This is a genomic window from Oscillibacter sp. (assembly GCF_031978065.1).
Taxonomy (GTDB): domain Bacteria; phylum Bacillota; class Clostridia; order Oscillospirales; family Oscillospiraceae; genus Oscillibacter.
Window position 1 is genome coordinate 7,300 of record NZ_DALZCH010000065.1, and the last position, 11,650, is coordinate 18,949.

Genomic DNA, 11,650 nt, shown 5'->3' on the forward strand with positions numbered 1-11,650 from the left:
CGCACAAGCGCCGGGGTCAGTTTCCCGTCGGGGGAGGCGACGGTGCAGACCTTATGCCCCGTGACCTCCACCGCGCCCGTCTCGTGGGTGGAGACATGGCCGCTGTCCGCCGCAATTACTGCCTCGAAGGAGCGGAGCAGCGCGTGAATCACCAGCATATTTGCCTGCGTGCCTCCCACAAGGAAATGCACATCAGCCTCCGGCGCGGCGCACAAACTGCGAATCGTTTCCACTGCCGACGTGCAGCGGGGGTCCAGGCCGTAGCCCCGGGTTTGTTCTTCGTTTGTCTCGGTCAGGGCTTTCAGCACTGCGGGGTGTGCGCCCTCGCTGTAATCGTTGCGGAAGCTGTACATAAAGTTCCTCTTTCCTATGATTAAAAAATCGGTGCGCAGGCGGTTGGTCGGGTTCTGTTTTTCGTGATTACGGGCAGATGCGTCCTTTGCAGCAATATCCATTGAAATCGCCTGCCGTTTCTGCTATCATACCTCTGGAAAGCAAAAAAATCAAGGACGAACGCCATCCGCCATAAGGGGTGTGCCTAAGAAAATCCAGCATTATGACGGGAACATTTTTTCCATTTGATTCGTTTACAAAGTGAGACTTCCGGCTGCGACCGGGAAAATGAAAGGAACATTACATTGCTATGAAAAAGCTGTTATCTTTAATTTCGGCGGCGCTTGTGCTGATGATGGGACTGACTGCCTGCGGCGAAACCGGGGACAAGCACCCGGACCTGACCGCCTATTACGACTCCATGTCCGAAAAGCTGGACTGGAGCGACGAGAACATGATGGAGACGCCTGAAGACGTGCTGGACATCTACTATCCGGGCCTTAAAGACATTGAGACAAAGCAGTTTATTGCCCACTCGGTCATGATCAGCGCCACGGCGGAGGAGCTGGTGCTGATGGAGTGCAATTCCCCGGAGGACGCGCAGGCCGCCAAGGACATCCTTCAGCAGCGGATGGACGATCAGGTGGACGGCGGGGCGTGGTATCCCAGCACTATTGAGACGTGGAAAAACGCGCATGTGTCCGTCAACGGAAGCTACGCCGCCCTCATCGTCTCCGGGGAAAACCAGAAGGAGCTGACCGAAGCTTATAACGCGCTGTTCGCGTCCTGAGCGGCGGCTCTGCCCGGCCGCGGTTTCCAAGCCGCGGCTTTTTCCCTGCACCATAGAAAGGAGGCGCCGCGTTGGTATTCAGCAGTCCCGTATTTTTGTTCTTTTATCTCCCTGTTTCGCTGGCGCTGTACTTTGCCGTCCCATTGAAGTGGCGGAATCTGGTGCTGTTGGCGGTGAGCCTGCTGTTTTACGGCTGGGGAGAGGGAATTTACGTCCTCATTATGCTCTTGTCTACCGCCATCGACTATACTCACGGGCTTCTGGTGGAAAAATACCGGAACGAGGACAAAAAAGCCCGATGGTTTGTGGCTCAGTCCGTAATTTTTAATCTGCTGATTTTGGGCTTTTTTAAGTACTATAATTTTATTGCCGCGAATCTCTCGCTGATTCCGGGCCTTGCCCTGCCGGATTTGAATGTGCATCTGCCCATCGGCGTCTCCTTCTACACGTTCCAGACCATGAGTTACACCATTGACGTATATCGTAAAGACGCGCCGGTGCAGAGAAACGTTGTGGCGTTTGGCACCTTTGTCACCATGTTCCCCCAACTGATCGCGGGCCCCATCGTGAAATACAAGCAGGTGGCGCTGGAGCTAAATGCCCGCCGTACCACGGCGGAGGGGTTTGCCCGGGGCGCGCTGCGGTTTACCGTGGGCCTTGCGAAAAAGGTGCTGTTGGCAAATGCCGTGGGCGCGCTGTGGGAGACGCAGTTGGCGGCCCAGTCCGCCGGGACGCTGACGGCGGCGGGGGGCTGGCTTGGGCTGGCGGCGTTCTCTCTTCAAATTTATTTCGATTTTTCCGGCTATTCAGATATGGCCATTGGCCTTGGGTATATTTTCGGCTTTAATTTTCCGGAGAATTTTGACCACCCGTATCTTGCGAAATCCGTCACGGAGTTCTGGCGGCGGTGGCACATGTCTTTGACCGGGTGGTTCCGGGAGTATGTCTACATCCCCTTGGGCGGCAACCGGGGCGGGGAGTGGAAGACCCTTAGAAACATCCTGATTGTGTGGACGCTGACGGGCATCTGGCACGGTGCAAGCTGGAATTTCCTCCTCTGGGGTGAGTATTTTGCCGCTTGGCTGATTTTGGAGAAATACGTGCTGGGCGGCGCGCTCAGCCGTGCGCCCGAAGCGGTGCAGCGAATTTATACTTTGATGATTGCCGCCGTGGGCTGGGGCCTGTTTGCCATTGAGGATTTGGGCCGGTGCGCCGCGTATCTGAAAACTTGCTTCGGCGGCGGGACACTGTGGAGCGCGGGAGACGGGTATCTTTTGAGAAGCTATGGCCTGACCCTTGTGATTCTGGCTCTTGCATCCACCACGCTGGGCCTGCGCCTGTGGGCGCGGCTGCCGGAGCGGATACGGCAAATTGCTGCGCCTTTGCTGATGCTGGCGGGTCTGACGGTGTGCACGGCGTATCTCGTGGACAACAGCTATAATCCGTTTTTGTATTTCCGCTTTTAGGGGGTGAGGGAATGACGAAAAAATACGGGATGTTCCTCTCCGCCCTCTTCTGCGCATTTTTGGTTGGCATTGGGGCGCTGCATCTGGCGTTGCCGGACCGGGCGTGGTCCGAGACGGAGAACCGGACGCTGGCAAAGCGCCCGGACCTCACCGCAGCAAGCGTTGCGGACGGAACATTTATGACGGACGCGGAGGACTATATCGCAGACCAGTTTCCGAGGCGGGACGGCTGGACGGGCCTGAAGGCCCGGACGGAGCAGCTTTTTGGAAAGTCCGAGTTTCGGGGCGTATACCTGTGCGGGGATACTTTGATTAACCGGGGGGACGAGCCGGGGGAACAGGCGGAAAAAAATCTTGGCTATGTTTCCGCGCTGGCGGAAGCGGCGGAGGTCCCTGTGTATCTGGGGCTGATTCCCACCGCGTCGGAAATCTGGGGGAACAGACTGCCCGACGGTGCGTCGGTTCCAAACCAGAGCGCGTTTATCCAAAGGGCGCTGGAAGAAACGGGCGTTTCCGGGGTGGATTATTTCTCCGCGCTTCAAGACCAGGCTGGGGAGAAGCTCTACTATCGCACGGACCACCACTGGACCAGTCTGGGTGCGTATTACGGTTACGTCGCCCTGTGTGAGGATTTGGGTGAAGAGGCTGTAAGCTTGGATTCCTTTACACCGGAAACCGTAAGTCACGACTTTAACGGAACCTTGTATTCCACCTCCGGCGTCCACTGGCTGACGCCGGACACCATGGAGTATTACGTCCCGGAGGAGGGCGTGACAGTGACCGACCCACAGGAGAGGGAAACGGAAAGCCTGCCGCTGTATGACCGCTCGTATCTTGCGAAGAAGGATAAATATTCCTCGTTTCTGGGGGGCAATCGTCCGGTGTGCATCGTCAAAAATCCAAACGCCGCCACGGACCGCAAAATTCTGCTGATTCGGGACTCCTATGCCGACGCCATGGCCCCGTTTCTGTCTCAGACCTTTGCGGAGGTCCACCTGCTGGACCTCCGGTATTACCATCTGCCCCCGGCGGAGTATGCCCGGGAAAACGGGGTGGACGGCATCGTTGTGAGTTACAGTGTACAGAATTTCGTAACGGACAAGAATCTCGCATTTTTGAGCCGCTGATAAAAGAGGGCAGACGCGGAATAACCGCGCCTGCCCGTGTTTATTTCCCCTCAAAATGTACGCGTTCTGGAAAAAAATTATCAACAGGCGGAAAAAAGAAAGTGCTTGAGAAATTAACTTCCTCAAGCACTTTTATGATTATTTAATTATTTCTCGCTTTTTTCATCCTGCCCATCGGAAAGAAGTAAGTCCACAATCTGGCCGTACAGCCGCTCCGGGCTTTGGCGAAAGCGTTTTTCAACCGCCTTGGCCATGTCTTCCCGCACCATCATCAGCTCCATATCCATCACGCTGCCCATATCGTCGGACAGGGACAGAGTCACCGTCCAGGTTCCGTTGGGCCGCTGCACGGAGGAGGCCTGTACCTGACTTTTACGCCGCAGACGGCGGTTGTAGTCGGACAGATTCCTGTCGCACCGCAGGCGGACGGAATAGGGCAGGTTGGACTCGCAGATTTCGCTGTTTCTCTGCCCCTTGTCGGTGATGGCGTATAGACCGTCGTCGGAAAGCGTCAAGTGTTCTGTCTTTACAAGGTCTGCAAGACAGTCGGAAAAGTCAAAATAATCAATGGCGTCGTCGCATAGTGTCAGTTCCAGCACCGCATCGAAGGGCACCGGCTCGATGACTCGAGCGGTGATGTATAAAATCAGAAATTTAATCTCCAGATGATCGTGAATAAAGCCGTGTCCGGCCATGGAGCCACCTCCCTGCGCCGCTAAGGCGCTGTTTCTTACGACCTATTATAGCTGCTTTAGACCGATTTGTACAGAGCAAACCCGCAAAATGACTTGACGGAGCGGCCCCGTGGTGGGATGATAAGGAAAAAGCTGACGAAAGGCGGCACGTTTATTGAAACGATTTTTTTCGCTCCTGTGCGCGGCTCTGACCGTAATCAGCCTTTCCGCCTGCGGCGGAAAAGAACCTCCCGCTCCGGCAGAGTCGTCCGCAGCCGTCTCCGCCCAAGCGCCGGAGGTGCTTGAAGAGCCGGCGCCCTATGTCCCCTCCGGCACAAACCCTCTGACGGGGCTTCCCATGGAACCGGAGTATGAAACCCTGCGGCCTGTGGCGGTGATGCTGAACAATCTCAAGGAGGCCCAGCCGCAGTTGGGCCCCTCTTCGGCAGACATTATTTACGAGGTTACCGCCGAGGGCGGCATTACCCGGATGCTGGCCCTTTACCAGACGCTGGAGGGGGCGCAGGTGGGAGAGCTTGGCAGCGTCCGTTCCAGCCGCCCCTATTACATCGAACTGGCCTTGGGTCACGACGCGCTGTATGTCCACGCCGGGGGCAGCCCCGAGGCGTATTCCGATCTGTCTGCGTGGAACGTGGACAACATGGACGGAGTCAACGGCGGGTCCGACGCGGAGATTTTCTGGCGGGACAAGGAACGGAGAAAGACCATGGGCTATGAGCACAGCATGATTACCTCCGGAGAAAACATCCTTGCGTATCTGGACAAGGGCCGCTTTTCCACGGAGCACAAATCCAATTATACCTACGGACAGAAGTTTGTGGACGACGCGACGCCCCTCAACGGCGAGCTGGCGGAGCATGTCCGGGTAAAGTTCTCGGTCTACAAAACCGGGACCTTTGAGTATGACGCGCAAAGCCGCAAATACCTTGTAGGGCAGTATGACGCGCCGTATGTGGACAAAGACACGGGGGAGCAGGTGGCGGTGACAAACCTGCTGGTTCTGGAGACAAATATCTCCGTGATTTCCGGGGATTCCTATGGGCGGATGAAGGTAAGGACCACCGGCGAGGGAGACGGCGCGTATTTTTGCGGAGGGAAGACCATTTCCATCCATTGGAGCAGGGCCAATCGAAACAGCCCCTTTGTCTATACCACGCAGGGCGGAACGCCGCTGAATCTGGAGCGGGGGAACAGCTATGTGTGCATCATCAGTCCGAAAACCGGGGCCGTGGAGGCTTCGTAACCCGCAGAATAATCCACATGATGAGGTGAGGCCATGTATTTCAGGCGTATCCGGGAGCTGAGAGAAGACCGCGACCTTACCCAAGCCGCCGCAGCGGCGTACCTGAATATGCACCGCAGCGTCTACCGCCGCTATGAGAGCGGAGAGCGGGAAATCCCCGTTTGGGCGGCAATTGCGCTGGCGGAGCTGTATCGCGTCAGTACGGACTATCTTCTGGGCAGGACCGACCGGCCCTCGCCCCCCGGAAAGAAATGAGGAAGTTGGCAACATGGGCGGCCTCCTTTGCCGCGGGAATTTTTCTTGGGCAGGTTCTTCTGCCAGAACGATTGCTGCTGCTTTGTTCGGCTGCGGCCTTGGGTTTGGGTGTTCTGGCGCTTTTGCTGAGGGAACCGGCGCGGTATCGGGCGGTTCTGATCTGCACGGCCCTGTCCTTTGCATTGGGGTACAATTGGGCATTTGCACTTTTGGTGCAGGCTCCGGCGGAGGCGCTGGGGGAGCAGGAGCTGACGGCTGTGACCATGGTTTTGACGGACTATCCGCAGACGACGGCTTACGGCGCAAAGGTCACTGTGCGCCCTGACATTCCGGGCCTGCGGAGTGTGCGGGCCGTGTATTACGGGGACGCGTCGCTGTTGGAGCTGGTTCCAGGCCAAACGGTGACGGACGACCTGCGGCTGAAAAGTGCGTCAAAGATACAGGATGATGAAGTGACGACCTTTACCTCCCGGGGCGTGTTTCTTCTGGCTTACGGCAGGGGAGAAGCGGCGTATGGAGACGGAAGCGCGGCCTCGCCCCGGTGGTGGCCCGCCCGGATGGGACAGGCCATGCGTGAGAAGATTGCAAAGCTGTATCCCGGCGAAGCGGCGGGCTTTATGACCGCCATCCTCACCGGAGACACCACGCTGCTGAGCGAAGCGGCGGGGACGGATTTAAGCGAGGCGGGCATCTACCACATCATGGCGGTGTCCGGCTTGCACTGTTCTTTTCTGGCTGCGATGACGCTGGCACTGATTGGGAAGAAGCACCGCCGGACGGCCGCGTGCGTGGCCATTCCGATTCTGATATTCTACGCGCTGCTCACCGGGGCGCGCCCCTCGGTGGTGCGCTCCTGCGTGATGCTTTCGCTGCTGCTGATTGCCCCAGCATGTGGGCGGGAGGGGGACTCGCCCACGGCCCTGAGCTTTGCCCTGCTGCTGATTTTACTCCAAAATCCCTTTGCTGCCGCGTCCGTCGGGCTTCAGCTCTCCTTTGGCGCGGTGGCGGGCATGCTGTGGATGACGCCTAGGCTGAACCATTTTTTGCTGGGCGACAGGGAGCGGGGCCGGGTGGTTCGGACCATCTCTGCCAGCTTTTCGGCCACCTTGGGGTCGCTGGTGTTCACGCTGCCCCTGTCGGCGTATTACTTCAACTTTCTGGTGCTGGTTTCGCCCCTTTCCAATCTCCTGTGTTTGTGGGCGGTGAGCGTGATTTTTGGGGTGGGGCTGATTTCCGTCCTGTTGTCGTTTGCGTGGATGGCGCCCGCCGTGCTTCTGGCGCTGATTCCAAGGGGACTGATTGTTTATGTGCTGGCGGTGGTGGAGGTTCTGGCAAAAATTCCGTACCACGCGCTGTATTACACAAACCCGTTTTTGAAATACTGGCTGGTATACTACTACCTCCTGTTTGGCGTGGCGTACCTGGGAAAGCCCAAGACCCGCCGCAAATACGCGGTGGCGGCGGTGTTGGCGGCGCTGACTCTGACGGTGACGGTGAAACTGGGCAGGGTTTTCTATACATGGGGCACGCTGGACATTGTGGCGGTGGATGTGGGGCAGGGAAGTTGCACCGCCATGGCCTCAGGGGGCCAGTTCGCGCTGATGGACTGCGGTTCTTCAGCCAGTTGGAAGGGCGCGGGCGGGGACGCCGCCGACCAACTTCTCAGCATGGGCTGCCAAAGGCTTGACTATCTGGTGCTGAGCCATTACGATTATGACCATGTTTCCGGCGTGGCGGATCTGATGAACCGCCTGCGAGTAGAGACGGTGTTGTTGCCGGACAAATGGGACGACGCGGGATTGCGCGAATGGGTGACAGAAACGGCGGAAAGTCACGGCGCGGCGGTGGAACTGGTGACGGAGGAACGGACGCTGGCCATTGGAAACAGCGTTTTAACGGTTTATCCGCCAGTGGGCGCCGGCAGCGACAACGACAGCGGGCTTGCCCTGCTGTGCACCGCCGGGGATTTTGATTTGCTCATCACCGGCGACATGGACGCCCGGACGGAGGGAAAGCTTCTTGCCGCCTACCCTCTGCCGGATATTGAGGCACTGATTGTGGGCCACCACGGCTCCAAATATTCCACGGGAGAGGAACTGCTGGCGGCGCTTAGCCCGGAAATCGGCGTGGTCAGCGCGGGGCGGAACAACTACGGACACCCGTCGGACGAGGCCCTGCGCCGTCTGGCAAAAGCGGGCGCGGCAGTCTATCGGACGGACCGGCAGGGAAATATCCATATTTCTGTAAAGTGAGAGAGATGAACATGGCTTATCAAACGGCAAAGCCCAGAGAAAACAAGGCGTTTCAAAAGCTGAAGGAGGATTTGTCCGCCGGAACGGCGGGCAGCGTTTACATCTTCTACGGAGAGGAGGCGTACCTCCGGGAATACTATCTGGGGGAGCTGCGCAAAAAGCTGATTCCGCAGGGCTTTGAGGAGTTCAACTACCACCGGCTGGAGGGGAAAGAGCTGACAGTGCAGGCCCTTTCCGAAATGGCGGAGGCAATGCCCATGATGACGGAGCGGACGCTGCTTCAGGTGAGCGATTTCGATATTTTCAAGCTGGGCGAAGACCAGCGGGAACGGCTGATTTCGTTTTTGGAGGACGTTCCATCCTATTGCTGCGTGGTTTTTTCCTATGACACCTTGGATTATAAGCCCAACAAAACCATGAAAAAGCTGTGCGCCGCGCTTGCGGAGCACGCCCGGGCGGTAGAGTTCCGTCAGGCGGAGAGCAGCGATTTAACGGCATGGATTGCCCGGCGGTTTCGGGCGCTGGGCAAGGAAATCGACCGGCAGACGGCGGAGTATCTTATTTTCCTCTGCGGTCCGCTGATGACCGGTCTTGTTCCGGAGATTGCCAAAATCGGCGCTTACGCAAGAGGAAAGACAGTCACGGAGAAGGACATCGACGCGGTGGCGGACCCGGTGCTGTCGGCGGAGGTATTTAAGCTGTCTGACGCGGTGCTGGCGGGGAATTACGACGAGGCGGCCCGGATTCTGGGGGATCTTTTGAAAATGCAGACCGAGCCGATTTTGATTCTTGGAATGCTGGGCGCGCAGCTTAGGCGAATTTACACTGCCAGACTGTCTTTAGACAGCGGGAAGGACAAATACTGGCTGATGAGCCTGTGGGGCTACAAGTCGGACTATCCCGTGCGACTGCTGCTGTCCGCCGCGAAAAAGACCACGGCGGCTTGGTGCGCCAGGGCGGTAAAGGAGTGTCAGGTGCTGGACAGGCGGATGAAGAGCGAAAAGGGCGTGGACAGCGCGGGAGAGTTGAAGCTGTTGCTGGTGCGTCTGGGGGCGCAGAAGCGATGAAAAAGGTGCGGGAAGTGATTGTGGTGGAAGGCCGCTACGACAAAAACACTCTTCGTCAGACGGTGGACGCCGCCGTGTTCCCAGTGGGAGGCTTTGCCGTGTTCAACGACAAGGAGCAGCTTGCGCTCCTCCGCCGTCTTGCAGAGGAGCGGGGGCTGATCGTGCTGACGGACAGCGACGGCGCGGGCTTTGTCATCCGCAATTATCTCAAGGGCGCTTTGCCGAAGGATCGGGTGAAGCAGGCGTATATCCCGGATTTATACGGCAAGGAGCGCCGCAAGCGCAAGGCCGGAAAAGAGGGGAAGCTGGGCGTGGAGGGAATGCGCCCGGAGGTGCTTTTGGACGCGCTGGAGCGGGCGGGAGCCACCTTTGAGGGAGAAAACGCCCCCGCGTTTGCGGGAAAGCCCCTGACAAAAGCCGACCTCTATGGGATGGGCCTTACCGGAGGGCAGGACAGCGGAGAGAAGCGCCGGATACTGCTGCGGCGTCTGGCACTGCCGGAGCATCTGTCCGTCTCCGCCATGCTGGAGGCGCTGAACCTGCTGTACAGCAGGGAGGAACTGCTGAACCTTTTGAGCGGAGAGCAACGACTTTAAAAATCGGAAAGTGAAAAAAAGGAATGCTGTACATTCTAAATTTGTGAAATATATACAAAAAACAATTTTTTTAATTTCGATTTTTTTCGCATTCAAACAACTATATTCCATAATTCGACAAAATTCGACACAAAGGTGTGGTAGAATGGCTGGTGTATCGACTTCCATCCGGCATAATTTGGGAGCAGGGCTGGGTTTTCACTGGCAGTTTGTCAAAAATGGGAGGGATCGCGGTTGCGCAGAGTGTTTATCGGAGAGACTCAGGTGCTGGGAGAAAAAACGTTTTATTACCTGTTGGAGAGTACGGACAAGCTTTCAGGCGGCTATGGAGTGGAAATTATTCGGGGCGACGAACGGAGCCGCGTACATGGACTGGCGGTGTCTGGCGACCGGGTATGGCGGCTGGCGGAGCTGCTGCTTCGCTGCGCCGTGACGCCGGTGGCGCTGAAGGATGTGGCAGAGGATTGGCTGATTTGCTGACGAGAGAGCGGGTGTGTCCGGGTGCGGCAAAATCGGCGCCGCCTTCTGCCGATTCCTTTGGCGAGCGTTTCTCTTGCTTTTTCAGGGCGAAGTTTGTATAATAGACTTCTGATTATGGATCAAAGCAAAAGAGCGCCACAGGAAGGAAGGAAACGCAACATGGCAGAGGAACGCAAAATTCCGGAGTCGGAGACGCCGGAGAGCCGCAATTTCATCCAGACGTTTATCGAGGAGGACATCGCTCCCGGCGGACAATACGCCGGGATGACGGTTCACACCCGCTTTCCCCCCGAGCCCAACGGATATCTGCATATCGGCCACTGTAAGGCGCTGACCATTGACTTTGGAATGGCGGAAAAATACGGCGGCCTGTGCAACCTGCGGATGGACGACACCAATCCCACCAAAGAGGATGAGGAGTATGTGGACGCCATCAAGGAGGACATCCATTGGCTTGGCTTTGACTGGGGCGACCGCTTTTACTATGGGTCGGACTATTTTGAAGAGGATTACCGTCAGGCGCAGGGCCTTATCAAAAAGGGCCTGGCCTATGTCTGCGAACTGAGCCCCGAGGAATTCAGAAAATATCGGGGCGAAATTGGTGTGCCCGCCCGCAGTCCCTGGCGGGACAGGCCTATCGAGGAAAGTCTTGACTTGTTTGAAAGAATGCGCGGCGGTGAGTTTGAAAACGGACGCATGACTCTGCGGGCCAAAATTGACCTTGCCAGCGGCAACTTCAATATGCGGGATCCGGCGCTTTACCGCATCAACCACATGCGCCACCACCGGCAGGGGGACAAATGGTGCATCTATCCCATGTACGATTTTGCCCACCCCATCCAGGATGCGCTGGAAGGGATTACCCACTCGCTGTGTTCTTTGGAGTTTGAGGCCCACCGCCCGCTGTACAACTGGGTGGTGGAACACTGCGACCTGCCCGCAAAGCCCCGGCAGATTGAGTTTGCCCGGCTGGGGATCGACCACACGGTGATGAGCAAGCGAAAGCTGCGCACCCTTGTGGAGGAGGGCGTGGTTTCCGGATGGGACGATCCACGGATGCCTACCTTATGCGGCTTGCGCCGCCGGGGGTATACGCCCCGGTCCGTCCGCAGCTTCTGCGAACGCATTGGCGTTGCAAAGGCCGCCAGCGTGGTGGAATACGGCTTTTTGGAGCACTGTCTGCGGGAGGATTTGAATGAAACTGCCCGACGGACCATGGCGGTACTGCGGCCCTTGAAGCTAACCGTTACCAACTATCCGGAAGACAAGCAGGAAACCCTTACCGTGGAGAACAACCCTGTGGACCCGGAGGCCGGGACCCGGGAGGTACCTTTTTCAAGGACGGT

At 57.5% G+C, this 11,650-nt stretch carries 12 protein-coding genes; 10 read left to right on the plus strand and 2 right to left on the minus strand.

Annotation, left to right across the window (positions count from 1 at the left end; genetic code table 11):
- Window positions 1–353, minus strand: a 353-nt coding sequence (locus RTK01_RS10610; RefSeq protein ID WP_312280950.1) for a beta-eliminating lyase-related protein, incomplete at its 3' end; no start/stop codon positions are given.
- A 290-nt stretch (window positions 354–643) separates the two neighbouring features.
- Between RTK01_RS10610 and RTK01_RS10615 the strand changes: the two genes are divergently transcribed.
- The 3 genes from RTK01_RS10615 (at window position 644) to RTK01_RS10625 (ending at window position 3,716) form a co-directional block, all read left to right on the plus strand.
- The gene (locus tag RTK01_RS10615) at window positions 644–1,123 is read left to right on the plus strand and encodes a DUF4358 domain-containing protein (RefSeq protein WP_312280940.1); all 480 of its coding nucleotides are present in this window, start codon (window positions 644–646) and stop codon (window positions 1,121–1,123) included.
- A gap of 71 nt (window positions 1,124–1,194) precedes the next feature.
- Window positions 1,195–2,589, plus strand: a complete 1,395-nt coding sequence (locus RTK01_RS10620) for an MBOAT family O-acyltransferase (RefSeq protein WP_312280941.1) — start codon at window positions 1,195–1,197, stop codon at window positions 2,587–2,589.
- Between the two features lie 11 nt (window positions 2,590–2,600).
- The gene (locus RTK01_RS10625) at window positions 2,601–3,716 is read left to right on the plus strand and encodes a DHHW family protein (protein ID WP_312280942.1); all 1,116 of its coding nucleotides are present in this window, start codon (window positions 2,601–2,603) and stop codon (window positions 3,714–3,716) included.
- A 146-nt stretch (window positions 3,717–3,862) separates the two neighbouring features.
- On the opposite strand, the gene RTK01_RS10630 is transcribed toward RTK01_RS10625, so the two are convergent.
- Window positions 3,863–4,411, minus strand: coding sequence for a DUF4364 family protein (locus RTK01_RS10630; protein ID WP_312280943.1), 549 nt, complete (start codon window positions 4,409–4,411; stop codon window positions 3,863–3,865).
- 154 nt (window positions 4,412–4,565) lie between these two features.
- Between RTK01_RS10630 and RTK01_RS10635 the strand changes: the two genes are divergently transcribed.
- The 7 genes from RTK01_RS10635 to glnS all read left to right on the plus strand — a co-directional run.
- A complete protein-coding gene (locus tag RTK01_RS10635) occupies window positions 4,566–5,654 on the plus strand; it encodes a DUF3048 domain-containing protein (protein WP_312280944.1) in 1,089 nt (362 codons plus the stop codon).
- A gap of 33 nt (window positions 5,655–5,687) precedes the next feature.
- Window positions 5,688–5,909 (plus strand): helix-turn-helix transcriptional regulator, encoded by a 222-nt coding sequence (locus RTK01_RS10640; RefSeq protein WP_312280945.1) that lies wholly within the window; start codon window positions 5,688–5,690, stop codon window positions 5,907–5,909.
- Complete coding sequence (locus tag RTK01_RS10645) at window positions 5,906–8,161, plus strand: DNA internalization-related competence protein ComEC/Rec2 (RefSeq protein WP_312280946.1); 2,256 nt, start codon at window positions 5,906–5,908, stop codon at window positions 8,159–8,161. The genes RTK01_RS10640 and RTK01_RS10645 overlap by 4 nt, the downstream gene beginning before the upstream one ends.
- 11 nt (window positions 8,162–8,172) lie before the next feature.
- On the plus strand, window positions 8,173–9,228 hold the full coding sequence (holA, locus tag RTK01_RS10650; protein WP_312280947.1) for a DNA polymerase III subunit delta: 1,056 nt from the start codon (window positions 8,173–8,175) through the stop codon (window positions 9,226–9,228).
- Window positions 9,225–9,824, plus strand: a complete 600-nt coding sequence (locus tag RTK01_RS10655) for a DUF4093 domain-containing protein (protein WP_312280948.1) — start codon at window positions 9,225–9,227, stop codon at window positions 9,822–9,824. The genes holA and RTK01_RS10655 overlap by 4 nt, the downstream gene beginning before the upstream one ends.
- 243 nt (window positions 9,825–10,067) lie before the next feature.
- Window positions 10,068–10,304: a DUF6514 family protein gene (locus RTK01_RS10660; RefSeq protein ID WP_312280951.1), complete on the plus strand. Its 237-nt coding sequence runs from the start codon at window positions 10,068–10,070 to the stop codon at window positions 10,302–10,304.
- Between the two features lie 159 nt (window positions 10,305–10,463).
- Window positions 10,464–11,650 (plus strand): glutamine--tRNA ligase (gene glnS / locus RTK01_RS10665; protein ID WP_312280949.1); only part of this gene is annotated, 1,187 nt, incomplete at its 3' end.

What these genes read in the sequence shown, in the direction of transcription:
- holA (WP_312280947.1), top strand. Translation starts at nt 8,173, where the DNA reads ATGGCTTATCAAACGGCAAAGCCCAGAGAAAACAAGGCGTTTCAAAAG.
- RTK01_RS10645 (WP_312280946.1), top strand. Translation starts at nt 5,906, where the DNA reads ATGAGGAAGTTGGCAACATGGGCGGCCTCCTTTGCCGCGGGAATTTTT.
- RTK01_RS10640 (WP_312280945.1), top strand. Translation starts at nt 5,688, where the DNA reads ATGTATTTCAGGCGTATCCGGGAGCTGAGAGAAGACCGCGACCTTACC.
- RTK01_RS10630 (WP_312280943.1), bottom strand. Translation starts at nt 4,411, where the DNA reads ATGGCCGGACACGGCTTTATTCACGATCATCTGGAGATTAAATTTCTG.
- RTK01_RS10615 (WP_312280940.1), top strand. Translation starts at nt 644, where the DNA reads ATGAAAAAGCTGTTATCTTTAATTTCGGCGGCGCTTGTGCTGATGATG.
- RTK01_RS10625 (WP_312280942.1), top strand. Translation starts at nt 2,601, where the DNA reads ATGACGAAAAAATACGGGATGTTCCTCTCCGCCCTCTTCTGCGCATTT.
- RTK01_RS10655 (WP_312280948.1), top strand. Translation starts at nt 9,225, where the DNA reads ATGAAAAAGGTGCGGGAAGTGATTGTGGTGGAAGGCCGCTACGACAAA.